Below are 17,630 nucleotides of genomic sequence, written 5' to 3'. Positions count from 1 at the left end.
AGAACGATGAAACGAGTGCTTATGGTCGCCTCAGTCGTCTCAATGATTGAGAGTTTCAACCGCGACAATATTCGGATGCTCCAAGAGATGGGCTATCAGGTCGACGTCGCCACGAACTTCGAGTGGGGCAGCATGTATTCGCCTGAGAAAATTGCCCGCATTAAACAGGACTTACAAGATAGTAACGTCGGTTTGTTCCAAATCGATTTCGAGCGTGACATCAAGCGGATGAACAGTCACGTCCGTGCCTATCAACAATTGAAGGCCGTCATGACGGCGAACCGCTATCACTTCGTCCATTGCCACTCGCCAATCGGCGGGGTCGTCGGTCGGCTCGTCGCCCGCCAGACGCATACGCCATGCATGTATACGGCGCACGGATTCCATTTTTTCAAGGGCAGCCCGTCACTCAACTGGATGCTGTATTATCCAGTCGAACGAACGCTCGCCCGTCTGACCGACACAATCGTCACCATCAATGAGGAGGACTTCTCACGGGCACAGACGTTCAAGACGTCACATACGTTCCGTATCCCCGGCATCGGCGTCGACACGAAACGGATCGAGGCGATCACGATCGACCGAACGTTGAAGCGTAAAAGCCTCGGCATCGACAGTGACACCGACTTTGTCTTGTTATCGGTCGGCGAGTTGAACGAGAACAAGAATCACGAGACGATCATCCGTGCCATCGCCTCGCTAAAAGAACCGACGCTCCGCTATTTGATTGCCGGGACGGGTGACAACAACGACCACCTCGAACGGCTTATCCGGGAGCTAGGGCTCGAGCGGCAAGTCACTTTACTCGGTTTTCGGGACGACGTCATCGAAGTGATGAAGGCGTCGGATTGCTTCGTCTTCCCATCGAAACGCGAAGGGCTCGGCATGGCCGCGCTCGAGGCGATGGCTGCTGGACTCCCGCTCATCACGTCGAACGTCCACGGCATCAATGACTATTCGATTGACGGGGTGACCGGGTATAAGTGTTCGCCGGAAGACGCTTCAGGGTTCGCTCGAGCAATCCGGACGATGCAACTCGATTTTGATTTGTCCCACCAGATGGGGCTCCACAACAGTGAGTCGGTCAAGGCTTTCGACGTCGACCGCTCGAAGACGGAGATGCGCCGCATCTATTCCCAATTCCTTCAAGATAAGCCGACGTGATAGTTCATGAAAAGATGGTAGACATTTCTTTTCGATTTGCAGAGAACGTCGGGTAAGAAGTAAAGACATAGAACAATCTCATTATCTCGATTGGATTATTGTATAGGCAACTTTGTCTGAAGGAGGGCTTACGTGTGAAAAGTCAAACGATGTTACTCTCAGAAATATTTGGAGTTCTAAAGAAAAACTTTTTACTTCTCGTGTTGATGATGCTCATTGGAGGAGGGGCGGCCTATTATTTAAGTCAGTATGTGATTGCACCGACTTATGAGGCTTCGACACAAGTATTGATTGTACCTAAAGAAGAAGCCGGTACGAACGTGATTGACAGTGCCCAAGTATCTTCTTCACTATCGCTCGTGAACACGTACCGCGTCATCATGCGCAGTCCAGCTATCTTGAACGAGGTACAAGAAAGAGTGCCTGAAGCACCGACAGACATCAGTGAGATTCTTTTGGTAGAAAGTGAAGAGGACTCGCAAGTCATCAACATCGTCGTTCAATACGTGGATCCAGTCGTGGCGACTGAAATTGCAAATGTCATCACGCGTGTATTCGCGAGTGAGATTCCTGATTTAATGAACATCGACAATGTTCGCATTTTATCAGAGGCTGTCGTACCCGGTGATCCAATTGCTCCTAACCTCGTTATGAACACCGCGATTGGTCTACTTGCAGGTTTCATGGTCGGAGGAGCGCTCGCTCTCATCCGCCATACGTTTGACAAACGGATTCACGATGAGCGTGAGGCAGAACTGATTTTGTCTCTGCCGGTGATTGGTTCAATTCCGGTCATTGAAAAACGGGATATGAATCCCAAAGCGGTGAAGGCAAAAGCTGAAGTTGCCAAAGAACCGAAAGGAGATGACCCACATGTTCCACCTGTCAAAGAGACAAGACAAACATCGTGATTCTGGGCGTAGCCTCATCACATTGGCAAATCCTAAATCCCCGATTGCCGAACAGTATCGAACGATTCGGACCAACCTACAGTTCACGGCACTTGGTGCGACGTTACAGACGATTGTTGTCACGTCGGCGTCGCCAGGCGAAGGGAAATCAACGACGGCTTCGAACTTGGCCATCGTCTATGCGCAGCTCGGAAAACGGGTGTTGCTCATGGACTGTGATATGCGGAAGCCGACGGTGCATTTCACATTCCAACTAGCGGGGCAAACCGGTATGTCTACCGTCCTCGCTAAACGGACATCGTTTGAGCGTGCGGTTCAAATGACGAAAGTGCCAAAACTTCATTTACTGGCAGCAGGACCAATCCCGCCGAACCCATCTGAGTTATTGGCTTCTCCAATGATGAAGCAACTATTGGATGAGGTGAAGGAAAAGTACGACTTGGTTATCTTGGACGCTCCTCCACTCATGCACGTTGCGGACAGTCGACTGTTGGCAAGTGAGACCGATGGAACCATTCTCGTCGTAGGTTGTGACAATTCAAACCGCGATCTCGTCTTAAAGGCGAAAGAACAGCTTGTCTTGTCCGGTGCTCACATGCTTGGAATCGTTATGAACAAGCGGGAACGGGGCGGTAAGGACGCCTACTACGCCTATACGTACGAATAAGAAGGGAGGGAGAATCATGCGGATTTTACACATCAATGCCATTCATGAAGACAAAAGCACGGGACGGATTTGTAAAGAGATTTCGTCTGTAGCGGTAGCCCATGGGCATGAGAGTGTCGTCGCTTATGCGACAGGTCCAGATACGGGAAGTGGGTTCCGCATCGGTTCATCCTTCGATCAAAAGCGACATGCGCTCTTGTCTCGCTTGAGTGGGAAACAAGGCTATTTCTCAAAAGGGGCGACGGTAGAACTCATCGATTATATCGAATCGTACAAGCCTGACGTCGTGCATTTGCACAACCTCCACGGCAATTATATCCATCTCGAGACATTGTTTAATTGGCTCAGGCATACTGACACACCGACGGTACTGACGCTACATGATTGTTGGTTTTACACCGGGAAGTGCACGCATTATACGCGAACCGGTTGTGAGCGTTGGCGAGATGGATGCGGGAGCTGCCCTAGACTTGCGCTTGATAATCCAAGTTGGGGTCTTGATCGGACTGCTGAAATGTGGCAGGACAAAAAACGATGGTTCGAAAACATCTCGCGATTAGCCGTCATCGGCGTCTCGGATTGGATCACGATTGAAGCACGATTTTCATTTCTCGGTAATGCAAAGATGATTCGGCGGATTTACAACTGGGTCGACCTCGATATTTTCTACCCCAGGGACACATCAGGGTTACGTGAGGTGCTAGGGTTAGAGAACCGTTTCGTTCTACTGGGCGTCGCTAGCTCATGGGACGACTCGAAAGGACTGTCTGACTTTTTGCAGGTGGCACAGGCGTTGCCGGAAACACAATTGTTGCTCGTCGGAGACCTTCCCGACATCACGTTACCAGTGAATGTGATTCATATTCCTTCAACGAATCGTATCGAGGAGTTGGCTGACTACTATGCGCTCGCAGATGTGTTCCTCAACTTATCGGTCGAAGAATCATTCGGGAAAGTGACCGCGGAAGCGATGGCCTCAGGAACGCCGGTCGTTGTGCTCGATGCGACAGCTAACCCAGAGCTAGTTCCACCTACATGTGGTGAAGTCATACAGCCCCAACGGTTAGAGGCCGTTATAGCTGCCATCGAAAAAATGAAAAGACTCGGAAAGGAACACTACACGGATTCCTGTGTCGAGCACGCACGCACCTCCTTTTCAATGGAAGAGCGAGTGACGGATTATCTGGGAGTGTATGAAAGCTTGGTCGACGAAAAAAGGAGGAATCCACAATGGAACGCCCACTCGTCTCGATTGTCATCCCCGTCTACAATGGAGCGGACTATTTGAAGGAAACGATTGAAAGTGCCCTCGCTCAAACGTATGAGCGTGTGGAAGTGATTGTAGTCAACGACGGATCGACAGACAGCGGGGCGACAGCGGCTATTGCCCGTAGCTTTGGAAACCAAATTCGATATTATGAAAAATCAAATGGCGGAGTATCGACCGCACTAAATCTTGGTATCGAGAACATGCGCGGTGAATGGTTCTCTTGGTTAAGTCATGATGATCTTTATGAACCGGACAAGGTGAACAATCAAGTCCAAGAACTACAGAAGCTTGGTGATCAAGCTCAGAACTATATATTGTCTTGTGGTACGAAACTGATTAATGAAGCAGGGGCTCCCATCCATCGTCCAAGAAGACAGTTGAAAGGGTTGTACAAGGATGAGGCCATGTTTGATTACCTTTTACTCAAAGCTTGTTTGAGCGGCTGCGCGTTACTTATTCCCAAACAAGCATTCGAACAAGTGGGAGGATTCCCAACAACGTATCGATATATTCAGGACTGGGTGTGCTGGGTTGATATGGCTTTGGCAGGATATCAATTCAAATTGACAACGACTCCACACTCGAAGACACGCATTCATGAAAAACAACAGACTAAAAAAATAGCTGACCTCGCGCCAATCGAGACGGCTCGCTTTTTCGAACAGCTGTTAGTACGACTTGATGCCCAAAATAGTGTTACCACGCCTCAGATTAAAACGGTATTTAAGGCGGTGTATCGCTCGACTGAACCTGAAGTAAGAGAGGATTTATTAAAACGTTTCGCTGGGAACCGTCATTTAAGTGAATTCGAACAAAAGAAATTGCAGACGTCTTCGTTCATCTATCATCGCGTGTTGATGCTCTATCGAGGAATGATGAACCTTCGTTATCGTTAAGCGGAAAAGGAGGAGGTCATATGTGGATCTATTTGATTAATATGTTGCTTCTGATTGCATGGGCGGCGCTCCTCCTGCGTGATGATGGCATCAAGCACGGAAAGTTGCTGTTTGTGACGATTGCGACGTGCCAGTGGATACTTTTATCAGGATTTCGACATTTCAGTGTAGGTGCCGATACGATGCAATACAAATGGATGTTTGATGAGACGAAAGGCATATCGTGGGAACGTCTAGGTGACAATTTTGTCAGCATTCTCTTTGGCGCCGCTGACGGAAGAGATCCAGGTTATTACTTATTGCAAAAAACAATTCAACTGGCGACAGAAAATTATCAGTGGTACCTGTTAACGGTTGCGCTCTTGTTCTTGATTCCGTTTGGGATTTGGATTTATCGAAACTCTAGCGAACCGTTACTCAGTTTTCTAATTTTTTCAACACTGTTTTACGCGTTCTTTGCCATTACTGGTATCCGCCAAACAATTGCGACGGCGATTGCCGTGTTGATCGGCTATTACTTTATTCAAACGAGACGATTTTGGCCATTTCTCGGTGTCGTGTTGCTGGCAGCGACGATTCATCAATCCGCACTCGTCTTCCTTCCGTTTTATTTCTTGGCTACGAAGACGATTACATCACGCTATCTGTTGTTCATGGGTGCGCTGATTCCATTCCTGTTCGTTTTTAGGGTTCCACTCTTCGAATTCTTCCGTACCATTAGCGGTTATGACGAGTATGACTACTATACGGGCGCAGGTACGTTCAATTTCTCCATGATTTTGATTTTAATCACGATTGTCTCGCTTTGGCGTCGTGAACAAATGATTGCGGTCAATCCGAACGTAACTCACTACTTAAATGCGTTACTGTTGGCGCTTTGCTTCCTACCATTAACGTTCATCAACCCTTCGATGATGCGAATTGTCCAGTACTTTTCAATCTTCGTCATGCTACTGATTCCTGAACTTCTCCGTTCATTCGAGCGGCGAGAACGTTTGCTCGTCTATTACGTTGCCATCACGATGCTGCTGCTCTTATTTGTCCGCAATGAACCGCTTTATATGTTCTTTTGGCAACAAAAATAAGAGGAGGGGAATCTGGTGACGACGAAAGTGGAATTTGATGAACAAAAAAGCTCTCGGCAAATCAAGATTGGCGTGCTTATGTCTTACGTCGCCATCGGATTCAATATCCTGGCGGGTCTGTTTTACACCCCGTGGATGATTGCGGAGATTGGGAAGGCGAACTACGGGCTCTACATGTTGTCGCTGTCGCTCGTCAGCATCTTTGCGATGGATTTCGGGTTAGAGGCGGCGGTGTCGCGGTTCCTGTCAAAATACCACGCCCTCGGGGATACGGAAGGGGCGTCTCGCTTTCTCGGGGTCGCGTTCAAACTTTTCATAGGCATCGCGCTGTTGATTGGGATCGTACTCATTGGTGTGTATATGATGATCGACACGATTTATGCGAGTTTATCTCCTGGTGAGATTGAGACGCTTCAAGTGCTATATATCATGGTTGGCTTTTACATCGTCGTCTTGTTTCCGACCAAACCGTTCAACGGGATTTTTATCGCGAATGAACGATTCGTTGTCCTCAACTGGTTCAACTTGATTGAGAAAGTATCGACGGTCGTCTTGATGGTCGGTGCGCTCCTATTCGGATTTGGCTTGTATGCGCTTGTCTTCGTTAATGCGCTTGTCGGTCTGTCAATTATTATCGGCAAAGGAATCTATCTCATGCGTAAAACAGAGACGGCGATTGATTTTTTGCATAACAGCCGTTCGATGTACCGAGACATCTTCACGTTCTCCTCGTGGACGACCGTGATTGCCATCGCGCAGCGCTTCATTTTAAATATCACACCGACCATCCTCGGAGCTTTGGCGAGCAGTGCCTCCATCGCCTTGTTCTCGATTGGGATGGTGATTGAAGGTTATGTCTGGACCATTTCCTCGGCGATCGGGTCACTGTTCCTGCCGAAAGTCACGCGTATGACTACGTTTAATCGTCAGGCCGAACTCGATAATCTATTAATCCGCGTAGGGCGGATTCAATTATACATCGTCGGCTTGATTATCATCAGCTTTGCGACGATGGGCCGGGAGTTCATCGGACTTTGGGTCGGGCCAGACTTCTTTCCCTCTTATGTAGTGGCATTATTACTCATTCTTCCTGGCATCATTACGTTGACGCAAGAAATTGCCTATACGACATTGATTGCGCTCAATCAAATCAAGTACCGGGCGTTCGCGTCGCTCATTGTCGCGACGGTCAGTGTGATCCTATCGCTGATCTTGTCACCGCAGTATGGTGCAATCGGTGCTGCAAGCGCCATTTTAGTCGGTAACTTGGTCGGCACTGTGATTTTCATGAACATGGTGTATATTCGCATATTAAAATTGAGCATGTGGAGATTCTTCTACGAATGTCATGTGAAGCTTGCGCCGGCCTTGATTTTTCTAGGGATTTCCGGCTTCTTGCTCCAACGATATCTACCTGTCGATTCGCTCATGTACTTCCTCTTTAAAGCTGTTGTGCTCGGTCTCGTCTACTTTATCTTTCTGTGGGTCTTCACGTTTCGGGATGACGAAAAAGAATTATTGCGTGGATTTGTCCGCCATGCAACGAAGGCATCCTGAGCAAGGGTGTCTTTTTTCATGAGATACAAACATTAGACATGTCATCTTTCAAAAAAATGATAAACATTTCTTTCCTATTCTCACAAAGAGTCGGGTAACACGTTAGTATCAACATCATTGCAATGGTTTCCAACTCAACTTTCCCATCACCTTTAGAAGCAACCGACATCATGACAAAGGAGAGGATTTGCAATGTTTAAAGACAAGACGTTATTGATCACTGGAGGAACAGGTTCATTCGGAAACGCCGTCATGCAGCGTTTCCTGAAAACTGATATTAAAGAGATCCGTATCTTTTCACGAGATGAGAAGAAACAGGACGACATGCGCAAACTATATCATGACGACAAACTCAAGTTTTATATCGGTGATGTGCGCGATGTGAATAGTGTGCGCAACGCGATGTACGGTGTCGATTATGTGTTCCACGCGGCGGCGTTGAAACAAGTTCCTTCCTGTGAGTTTTTCCCTCTAGAGGCAGTGAAAACTAACGTGCTTGGAACAGACAACGTCTTGAACGCAGCCATCGAGCAACAAGTTCAAAAAGTCATCTGCCTGTCGACCGATAAGGCGGCCTATCCAATCAATGCGATGGGTATTTCCAAAGCGATGATGGAAAAGGTGTTCGTCGCCAAAGCGAAAGCTGTTGGACCGGACCAGACATTGATTTGCGGTACGCGCTACGGAAACGTCATGGCATCAAGGGGTTCTGTCATCCCGCTATTCGTGGATCAAATCAAACGGGGAGAGCCGTTGACCGTGACAGACCCGTTCATGACACGTTTCTTAATGAGTCTCGAAGACGCGGTCGAACTCGTCGTCTTCGCCTTCAAGCATGCACATGCGGGAGACATCATGGTCCAAAAATCACCTGCGTCTACAATTGGAGTGTTGGCCCAGGCGCTACTTGAACTGTTCCATGCGAACAATCCAATTAAAGTCATCGGCACACGGCACGGTGAGAAGTCATACGAGACGCTGTTGACACGAGAAGAGAATGTCGTCGCAGAAGACATGGGCGGTTTCTACCGCGTTCCAGCTGATACGCGCGACTTAAACTACGATAAATATTTCAACGAAGGTAGCAAGCGTTTGACGGTCGAGGGCGAATACAACTCGGCCAACACGGAACAGTTGAACGTCGAGCAAGTGAAACAGCTGTTATTGACGCTAACCTACATTCAACAAGAACTCGCGAGCTGGGTGAAAGTATCATGAAGATTCTTGTCACCGGAGCAACTGGATTCATCGGTAAAAATCTAGTCGCTGAGCTAACCGCACGAGGTTACGAGGTATTCTCATCCACGCGCAATACGTCAGAAGCCGAATTTCAACGATATTGCCAACATGCCGAGTTCGTCTATCACTTGGCCGGAGTGAACCGATCTGAAGTGGAAACCGACTTTGAGGAAGGGAACACCGGGTTCACGGAACGATTGATTGCATCGTTGGCGTCTTATGAGAATGATGCATCAATCATGTTCGCTTCCTCGATTCAAGCGACGCAAGATAATCCATACGGTCGCAGTAAACTCGCTGCAGAGAACATCTTAAAACAGGAACATGAGAAAACGGGACGCACTATCTATCTGTTCCGTTTCCCAAATTTATTCGGCAAGTGGGGACGACCGAACTATAACAGTGTCGTCGCGACGTTCTGTTATCGGGCCGCTCGCGACTTACCGTTAGAAATCCATGACCCGACACGGACCGTGCAACTGGCGTACATCGATGACGTGCTCGATGCGTTAGTCCACTTACTAGATGCCAATGTAAAAACGCATGCTGTGTTTGAGGAAGACGTTGCGGTCCATCCGCCAATCGAGCTCGGCCGGATTGCCGACCTGTTACAGGTGTTCAAAGAGAGTCGACGGAGCTTGACCGTCCCGCAACTCGATGATGCGTTTACCAAGCAGCTGTACAGTACGTACCTCAGTTACTTACCTGTCGACCGCTTCGCTTATGACTTGAAATTGAATGAAGATGCACGCGGATCGTTCACTGAATTCATACGGACGCCCGACCGAGGGCAAGTGTCCATTAACGTGGCCAAGCCCGGAATCACGAAAGGGAACCACTGGCACCACACGAAAAATGAGAAGTTCCTCGTGGTCAGCGGCGAGGCGTTGATTCGTTTCCGCAAGGTCGGAGAGAGCGAGGTCCATACGTATCACGTCACGGGAGAGATGATGCGTGTGCTCGATATCCCGACCGGCTATACGCACAACATTGAAAACATCGGAACGACCGACTTGGTGACCGTCATGTGGGTGAATGAGGCCTATGATTCGAACAACCCGGACACATACTTTATGGAGGTGCAAGATGAAACGACTCAAAGTGATGACCATCGTCGGGACGCGTCCCGAAATCATACGCCTGTCGGCCGTTATTCATAAACTGGAACACTCTGAGGCCATCGAGCATGTCCTTGTGCATACGGGACAGAATTATGATTATGAATTGAATGAAGTGTTTTTCCAAGATTTCTCCTTGCGAAAACCAGATTACTTCCTCAATTCGGCAACGGGCAGTCCAATCGAGACGATCGGCAACATTCTCATCCAAGTCGATCCAGTCCTCGAGCTTGAACGTCCGGACGCGGTGTTGATTCTCGGAGATACGAACTCTTGTCTCGCGGCAATCGCAGCCAAACGACGGAAAATCCCGATTTTCCATATGGAGGCAGGGAACCGTTGCTTCGATCAACGCGTCCCGGAAGAAATCAATCGGAAGATTGTCGATCATACGGCGGACGTGAATTTAACGTACAGCGATATCGCTCGTGAATATCTTCTCCGCGAAGGGCTTCCGGCAGAACGAATCATCAAGACGGGGAGCCCGATGTTCGAGGTATTGATGTCTAAACGAAAGGCGATTGAAAACTCCGATGTACTCGATCGACTCGAATTGAGCCCTGACAACTACTTCATCGTTTCGGCGCATCGCGAAGAAAATGTTAACTCTGATCAACACTTTCTCGCACTCGTCGACAGTTTAAATGCCATTGCAGCGCAATATGGACTGCCTGTCATCGTCAGCACTCATCCTCGGACGATGAAGCGAATCCATGAACTGAACGTCTCGTTCCATCCGTTGGTTCGACTTCTCAAGCCGTTGGGGTTTGTCGATTACAATCACCTTCAACTGCACGCCAAGGCGGTGCTCAGTGACAGTGGGACGATTAGCGAGGAGTCTTCGATTCTTGGGTTGCGAGGGTTGAATATCCGTGAGACACACGAACGGCCGGAAGCGATGGAAGAAGGGGCCGTGCTGATGGTTGGTCTCGAAACAGAGCGAATCTTACAAGGGTTATCAGTCGTCATGCAACAAGAGCGGCCTCGCATCGTCAGTGATTACAGCATGCCAAACGTCTCTGACAAAGTGGTGCGGATTTTGATTTCGTATACGGACTACGTCCGACGCGAAGTATGGAAAGGTACAACGGATCCACGCCAAACTGTAAAGGAGGGTGAACGATGAAACAAAAACTCGTTTTTATCGGAAACATCGCTTCTCCTTATCAGGTGAAGCTGTGCTACGCCTTGGAAGAGTACTTTGACTCTGAATTTTGGTTTTACGAATATCTAGATCAAAATCGGCCAGACTGGTGGAAAATCCCACTCGGTGATAAATGTCAGGTGTTGAAATGTTCGAAGTGGTTTCCGAAGATTGGCTATCTCTCACTCGGCTTGATCCCAGAGTTGATTCGTTTCAAACCAGACGTCATCCTACTCGGCGGGTTCATGGCGGGACATGCTGCCATCGTGAGAATCGCGAAACTGTTCGGCATCAAAACCGTCATTATGAGTGAGCCGCTTCGACCGCTACAAAATGACGACGATCCGTCTGACCGGCTGACGAATCCGCAGGATAATCCATACAAAACGAAGCTGTTGCACTGGATGTTCAAGGACGCTGACCTCTACTTCGGGATGGGGACGGTAGCAGTGGAGCAATTCAAACACCAACTCGGGTTTGACCCTAATAAAGTCGTACATGCGACGTATGCCCAAGACATTGATGCGTACTTCGATCATGGATTGAGACGGAAACAGCAGGGCGATACATTCAAACTATTGTTTGCGAATCGACTCGTCGAACGCTATCAACCACTACTCGTGCTAGAAGCGTATCGGAACTTATCAAAACGCTATTCCCTCGAACTCTATTTGAACAATTCGGGGCAACAGCTCGAGGCGTGTAAAGCCTACATCGCAGAACACGATTTGAAGAACGTCCACTTCTTAGATGAGATTCGGGCGTGGGATGAGATGCCGAAAGTGTATGAACAAGCGGACATTTTGGTACTGCCGGCAACGTATTCGAACGGGAATGGGACTATCATCGAAGCGAGAGCCTCGGGCATGGGGGTCGTCATCAGCGATCAAATCAACAACGTCTCCCATCATTCCGTAGACGGTAAGAATTGCTATATGTGTGGCGTCACGGTCGAATCGATTGAACGAGGGATTGAACAATACCTCGAACATCCGGAGCGTCTCATCGAACATGGTATGTTATCGCGGGAACTCGTCAAGTTCCACCGTAACGATGTCACAGCAAAAGGGTACTATGACACGTTGCGTGCGAAACAGATTATTTCGTAAAGGAGAAATGTCATGAACGTGGCCATTATGCAGCCTTACTTCTTCCCATATATCGGGTACTTCCAATTGATTCATGCGGTTGATACGTTCGTTGTGTATGACGACGTTCATTTCATCAAAAAGGGTTGGATTCATCGCAATCGGATTCTGATTGACGGAAATCCTCATCCGATCACCTTACCCATTCAGAAGATGAGCCAGAATCGTTTGATTTGCGACCATGAGCGTTCGCAACCAGACGAAATCGTTGAACAACAGTTGAAGTTGTTGCGACACGCCTATCACAAAGCCCCTCAATTTGAACACGTCTTCCCGTTACTCGAACGCGTGATTCGTCATCCCGAGCGAAACGTCGGGAAATATTTGGCATACAGCATCGAGGAAGTCGCTCGGTACCTCGGCATTTCAACGACATTCATTCTCTCGTCAGAATTGAACGCTGGGGTTGGATTGAAGGGCCAAGCGAGAATCCTCAATATATGTGAGCATTTGAGGGCGACGCATTACGTGAATGCCATCAACGGAATGGACTTGTACGATACCGAGGTGTTCGAACAGGCGGGAATCGATTTATCATTCATCGAGACCGAGCCAATCATTTACCATCAAGGATCATGTCCGTTTCAAGCGAATCTGTCCATCATCGACGTGATGATGCATTGTCCCAAACAGGAAATCCAGCTCATCCTTGAACGTTACGCACTCGTCTCGAATCGCCAAGTGACCTAGGAGGTGCCTTATGCTACACATCATCGATATCCAATCCGCCGCATTCCCGGTTCGTCCAGTAGTGAACAAGCCTGACCGCAAACCGACAGCTATTCCGATCACCAAATCCGTACTTCCCTCCTTTGAAGAATATACGGATGAGATTCGTGACATATGGGAGTCAGGATGGTTGACGAACAACGGCACCAAACATCAGCAACTTGAACAGGAGCTGATTGAGTATTTGGATGTAGAACACGTGTCACTGTTCACGAACGGGCACTTGGCGCTCGAGACGGCGATTGAAGCACTCGGATTGACAGGTGAGGTCATTACGACGCCTTTTACTTTTGCTTCGACAAGTCATGCACTGATTCGTAAAGGGCTAACACCCGTTTATGGAGATATCCGATCAGATGACTTTACGCTCGATGCTACAAAACTAGAACATCTGATTACACCCAAAACTTCAGCCATCCTTCCTGTCCATGTATACGGAAATGTATGTGATGTTGAGGCCATCGAAGCGATTGCCAAACGACACAACTTGAAAGTGATTTATGACGCGGCCCATACGTTCGGCGTCAAAGTGAACGGACGAGGAATCGGAACGTTCGGAGACGTCTCGATGTTCAGTTTCCACGCCACGAAAGTATTCCATACCATCGAAGGCGGGGCTCTGACATACAATGATCCGGCACTGAAACATCGTTTCGACCAATTGAAAAACTTTGGCATCACCGGACCAGAAACGGTGGAAGTGACGGGCGGGAACGCCAAGATGAACGAGTTCCAAGCAGCGATGGGGCTATGCAACTTGCGTCGTATTGATGAGACGATCGCGCGGCGGAAGCAAGTGCGCGAGCTATATGACGAATTACTCAAGAACATTCCAGGAATTCGGATTCTGACACCTCAAGAAGGTGTCGAGACGAACCATTCGTACTATCCCATCATTTTCACAGCAGAAGAAAATCGACGGGATGAACTGCATGACGCCCTGGCGAAAGAAGGAATCTTCACTCGAAAGTACTTCTATCCGCTCGTAACGGATTATGCGTGGAATCATAATCGTTTCGCGAGCCGTCGCACACCCGTTGCCCGCACGATTGCCGAACGTGTACTGACACTTCCACTTTACCCAGACCTTACTACAGAAGATGTAACCCGGATTTGTGCCACGATTCAAGAAAGGGTGATGAAGTGATGAAAGGGATTATATTAGCGGGTGGGAATGGAACGCGCCTCTATCCGATGACGAAGGCCGTCTCGAAACAACTGTTACCAATCTACGACAAGCCGTTGATTTATTATCCAATGTCCGTGTTGATGCTCGCAGGTATTCGGGAGATTCTGCTCATTTCGACTCCGCAAGACATTGGTGGATATGAGCGATTGTTCGGGGACGGGCATCAACTCGGTATCGACATCTCGTATAAAGTGCAGACCAAGCCGGTCGGACTAGCAGATGCGTTTATTTTAGGAGCTGACTTCATCGGTGACGACTCGGTCTGTCTCATCTTGGGGGATAACGTTTTCTACGGACCGGATTTAACTCGATTCTTGAAACACGCACAATCGAAAAAACAAGGAGCGACCGTCTTTGGCTATCCGGTAAAAGATCCACGGGCGTTTGGAGTCGTTGAATTTGATTCACAAAATCGAGTTGTCTCGATTGAAGAAAAACCGGCTGAACCAAAATCGAACTATGCGGTCCCAGGACTTTACTTTTACGACAATCAAGTCGTGGAGTTCGCCAAACGTGTTGAGCCTTCTGCACGAGGAGAACTCGAAATCACGTCAATCAATAATATGTATCTGGAACGCGGCGAGTTGAACGTCGTTTTGTTCGGCCGCGGAATGGCCTGGCTCGATACCGGCACACCAGAAGGCATGATCAAAGCAGCTGTGTTCGTTCAAACGGTACAAGAACGGCAAGGCTATTACATCGCCTGTCTCGAGGAAATCGCTTGGCGTCGCGGGTTCATCACAAGAGATGAGTTGAAAGATATCGGTTTGACGCTCAAGATGACGGATTATGGACAATATCTCTTATCACTCGTCGAGGAAGGGGAGAGAACGGATGCGAACGATTCTAGTGACTGGCGGAGCCGGGTTCATCGGTTCAAATTTCATAAAACACTTACGGGTAAAACATCCGACGTACCGCATTCTTAACGTCGATGTGCTCACCTATGCAGGGAACTTGGAGAACTTGCGCGAGTTCGAAGCAGATCCGCTTTATCATTTCGAAAAGGTTGATATTCGTGACCGTCAAGCAATTGAACAGTTGTTTCAAGCATATGACGTGGATGAAGTCGTTCACTTCGCTGCAGAATCACATGTCGATCGGAGTATCACCGAGCCCGAGTTGTTTTTGACGACAAACATTCTCGGGACGCAAGTGTTGCTCGACACGGCGATGCGACATTGGAAACGTGAACCTGACAATAAATATAGTCGCGATTATAAAGCGGGCGTCTGTTTCGTCCATGTGTCGACCGACGAAGTATACGGTTCACTCGGAGCGATCGGTTATTTCACTGAAGACTCTCCCATTGCCCCGAACAGTCCATATTCCGCCTCGAAAGCAAGTTCTGACCTGCTCGTTCGAGCCTATTACGAGACGTATGGGTTGCCGGTCAAGACGACGCGATGCAGCAACAACTATGGGCCGTATCAGTTCCCAGAGAAACTCATCCCGCTCATGATTCATAACTGTATGACGAATCTGCCATTGCCGGTCTACGGAGACGGCCAGCAGATTCGGGACTGGCTCCATGTGAGCGATCATTGTGAAGCCATCGATGTCGTTCGAGAACATGGACGCTTCGGAGAAGTTTACAATATCGGCGGTCATAATGAAAAGACGAACTTGGAGCTCGTGCAAATCATCATCAAAGCTTTCGGCCAGTCAGAAGAACTGATTCAATTCGTCAAAGATCGTCCAGGGCACGATCGCCGCTATGCGATCGACGCGACCAAGATGGCCAATGAATTGGGATGGACCCCACGATATCGATTTGAAGACGGAATCGCGGAAACGATTCAGTGGTATGTGGGGCATCCTGAATGGATTGAGCGAATCGTGTCTGGTGCGTATCAAACCTATTACGACTCGATGTATTCTTCGTTCAGATAGGAGGGGTCATCATGTACGAACGTTTGGTGAAACGCCCACAAGATGCAATCCTTGCGACGGTTTCGTTACTCGTTTTAAGCCCTGTTCTTCTGACGATTGCGGGTCTCATCAAGTGGAAACTCGGGGGACCAGTGTTGTTCAAACAGAAACGTCCCGGAAAGGACGGCGTTATCTTCGAGATGCTCAAGTTTCGAACGATGACAGACAAGCGGGATGAGCATGGAAAGTTGTTACCTGACGAGGTACGTTTGACCCCGTTCGGCGAGACGCTCCGGTCACTCAGTCTCGATGAACTGCCGAGCCTGCTCAATATCGTCAAAGGCGACATTGCGATTGTCGGACCGCGCCCGTTGCTCGTCGAATATTTACCGCGTTATAACGAGGAGCAACGCCGACGTCACGATGTCCGTCCCGGACTGACGGGACTCGCCCAAGTGAACGGACGGAACCGGTTGTCCTGGCCCGACCGCTTCGCGCTCGACGTGAAGTACGTTGACAACGTCACGTTCCTCAACGACTGGAAGATCATCCTGCAGACGGTCTGGAAAGTCGTGAAGAAGGAGGGAATCTCGTCGGATACGGCGGCGACGATGGAGGCGTTTATGGGGAATGAAAGATGAAGTGTGTCGTCAAATGAAGCGAGCGGGCATGCGTCCGCTCGTTTTCTTGTGTGTCATTTCTTTTGACGAAATTCACTAGAACGTCACTCGAGTCTGTTGAGCAGACGTGCTATAACTAAATTTGTGAATAATCGAACAAATGGAGGTTTATACATGAAACGGTTTCTGTTCTTATTCGTTGGACTCATCTTGATTCTCACGGCCTGCAGCCAAAGCGAGGCGGTCGACTCGACGAAAATCCATACATATACGGCCTACGAGCTCCCACTCGAAGAAAAAGTCGTGCTCGGGGAAGGCGAGCATGAGATCGTGTTCCTCTTCGACTACAGCTGTCCGTGGTGTAAGAAGTGGATGGAAGAGGTACTGCCGGAAATCGAGGAGCGCTGGCTTGACGCGGGCGAGGCGACGTTCAAAGGACAGCCGCTCGTCCTGTTGAACGAACAGTCGCAACTGCTCGCGAACGTGGATTATAACGTGGAACGGCTCATCCCGGACCGCTACTATGAAGTGCAGCGCGCCATCGGACACGACTCGGGGTCGGACGGCTTCGGGACGGAAACCCATGTCCAAAAAATCGCCTCTGAGTTCAACCTGAATGTGGACGAACTGCTTGAGAACCACGTCGATATCGGCATCCAAAACTCACGGCTGTTCACGCGCGACTTCGGCGTCAAGTACGTGCCGACGGTGTACGTCGACGGTATCCAGCTCGTGGACGCGTTCAGTTTGGAGGAAATGGAACACGTCATGAACGGCACCATCGAAGCGGGCGACGAAGTCGAATTGCCAGAAGACTAAAATGAGGCTGGGACATAACTAGCCAGTTCTAAAGTATTTCAATCAAAAAGAGGGGTCCGGTCACCGATTTTCGGTGACCGGACCCCTTCTTTGTACTTCGGGCGACAACGGTGGCGATGAACTTCCGCAGGTTCACCGCCATGAGCGCGAAGCCGAGCTCGCGTCTCACGCGCTGTTTTCCCCTGACGGAGAAGCGGGTGAA

17 protein-coding genes are annotated in these 17,630 nt (G+C 49.0%); all 17 read left to right on the top strand.

Annotation, left to right across the window (positions count from 1 at the left end; genetic code table 11):
- Nucleotides 1-6 precede the first annotated feature (6 nt).
- Nucleotides 7-1,164 (top strand): glycosyltransferase family 4 protein, encoded by a 1,158-nt coding sequence (locus KNP85_RS14750; protein ID WP_214803807.1) that lies wholly within the window; start codon nucleotides 7-9, stop codon nucleotides 1,162-1,164.
- 134 nt (nucleotides 1,165-1,298) lie between these two features.
- A complete protein-coding gene (locus KNP85_RS14745) occupies nucleotides 1,299-2,075 on the top strand; it encodes a YveK family protein (protein ID WP_214803805.1) in 777 nt (258 codons plus the stop codon).
- Entirely contained in the window at nucleotides 2,038-2,742 is a 705-nt protein-coding gene (locus KNP85_RS14740) for a CpsD/CapB family tyrosine-protein kinase (RefSeq protein WP_021066340.1), read from the top strand. Before KNP85_RS14745 ends, KNP85_RS14740 begins: the two co-directional genes overlap by 38 nt.
- Before the next feature lie 16 nt (nucleotides 2,743-2,758).
- On the top strand, nucleotides 2,759-4,030 hold the full coding sequence (locus KNP85_RS14735) for a glycosyltransferase (protein WP_214803803.1): 1,272 nt from the start codon (nucleotides 2,759-2,761) through the stop codon (nucleotides 4,028-4,030).
- On the top strand, nucleotides 3,973-4,908 hold the full coding sequence (locus tag KNP85_RS14730) for a glycosyltransferase family 2 protein (protein WP_214803801.1): 936 nt from the start codon (nucleotides 3,973-3,975) through the stop codon (nucleotides 4,906-4,908). Before KNP85_RS14735 ends, KNP85_RS14730 begins: the two co-directional genes overlap by 58 nt.
- Nucleotides 4,909-4,928: 20 nt before the next feature.
- Nucleotides 4,929-5,993, top strand: a complete 1,065-nt coding sequence (locus tag KNP85_RS14725; protein WP_021066343.1) for an EpsG family protein — start codon at nucleotides 4,929-4,931, stop codon at nucleotides 5,991-5,993.
- Between the two features lie 15 nt (nucleotides 5,994-6,008).
- Nucleotides 6,009-7,550 carry an oligosaccharide flippase family protein gene (locus KNP85_RS14720; protein ID WP_214803799.1) on the top strand — a complete coding sequence of 514 codons (1,542 nt, stop codon included), beginning with the start codon at nucleotides 6,009-6,011 and terminating at the stop codon, nucleotides 7,548-7,550.
- Between the two features lie 192 nt (nucleotides 7,551-7,742).
- Complete coding sequence (locus tag KNP85_RS14715) at nucleotides 7,743-8,768, top strand: polysaccharide biosynthesis protein (protein ID WP_214803797.1); 1,026 nt, start codon at nucleotides 7,743-7,745, stop codon at nucleotides 8,766-8,768.
- On the top strand, nucleotides 8,765-9,949 hold the full coding sequence (locus KNP85_RS14710) for a polysaccharide biosynthesis C-terminal domain-containing protein (RefSeq protein WP_214803795.1): 1,185 nt from the start codon (nucleotides 8,765-8,767) through the stop codon (nucleotides 9,947-9,949). The genes KNP85_RS14715 and KNP85_RS14710 overlap by 4 nt, the downstream gene beginning before the upstream one ends.
- Nucleotides 9,876-11,033 carry a non-hydrolyzing UDP-N-acetylglucosamine 2-epimerase gene (gene wecB / locus KNP85_RS14705; RefSeq protein WP_214803793.1) on the top strand — a complete coding sequence of 386 codons (1,158 nt, stop codon included), beginning with the start codon at nucleotides 9,876-9,878 and terminating at the stop codon, nucleotides 11,031-11,033. The genes KNP85_RS14710 and wecB overlap by 74 nt, the downstream gene beginning before the upstream one ends.
- Complete coding sequence (locus KNP85_RS14700; RefSeq protein WP_214803791.1) at nucleotides 11,030-12,160, top strand: glycosyltransferase family 4 protein; 1,131 nt, start codon at nucleotides 11,030-11,032, stop codon at nucleotides 12,158-12,160. Before wecB ends, KNP85_RS14700 begins: the two co-directional genes overlap by 4 nt.
- 12 nt (nucleotides 12,161-12,172) lie before the next feature.
- Nucleotides 12,173-12,889, top strand: a complete 717-nt coding sequence (locus KNP85_RS14695) for a WbqC family protein (protein WP_214803788.1) — start codon at nucleotides 12,173-12,175, stop codon at nucleotides 12,887-12,889.
- 10 nt (nucleotides 12,890-12,899) lie between these two features.
- Nucleotides 12,900-14,075: a DegT/DnrJ/EryC1/StrS family aminotransferase gene (locus KNP85_RS14690; protein ID WP_214803787.1), complete on the top strand. Its 1,176-nt coding sequence runs from the start codon at nucleotides 12,900-12,902 to the stop codon at nucleotides 14,073-14,075.
- Nucleotides 14,075-15,046: a glucose-1-phosphate thymidylyltransferase RfbA gene (gene rfbA / locus KNP85_RS14685; RefSeq protein ID WP_021066351.1), complete on the top strand. Its 972-nt coding sequence runs from the start codon at nucleotides 14,075-14,077 to the stop codon at nucleotides 15,044-15,046. Before KNP85_RS14690 ends, rfbA begins: the two co-directional genes overlap by 1 nt.
- The gene (rfbB, locus tag KNP85_RS14680) at nucleotides 14,952-16,010 is read left to right on the top strand and encodes a dTDP-glucose 4,6-dehydratase (protein ID WP_214803785.1); all 1,059 of its coding nucleotides are present in this window, start codon (nucleotides 14,952-14,954) and stop codon (nucleotides 16,008-16,010) included. Before rfbA ends, rfbB begins: the two co-directional genes overlap by 95 nt.
- Before the next feature lie 11 nt (nucleotides 16,011-16,021).
- Nucleotides 16,022-16,630, top strand: coding sequence for a sugar transferase (locus KNP85_RS14675; protein ID WP_214803783.1), 609 nt, complete (start codon nucleotides 16,022-16,024; stop codon nucleotides 16,628-16,630).
- Between the two features lie 153 nt (nucleotides 16,631-16,783).
- On the top strand, nucleotides 16,784-17,428 hold the full coding sequence (locus KNP85_RS14670) for a thioredoxin domain-containing protein (RefSeq protein ID WP_214803781.1): 645 nt from the start codon (nucleotides 16,784-16,786) through the stop codon (nucleotides 17,426-17,428).
- The last annotated feature ends 202 nt before the right edge of the window (nucleotides 17,429-17,630 follow it).

The organism is Exiguobacterium sp. s194 (genome assembly GCF_018618275.1).
Taxonomy (GTDB): domain Bacteria; phylum Bacillota; class Bacilli; order Exiguobacteriales; family Exiguobacteriaceae; genus Exiguobacterium; species Exiguobacterium chiriqhucha.
Note: the sequence above shows the minus strand (reverse complement) of the source record. Positions and strands in the feature narration are given on the sequence as shown.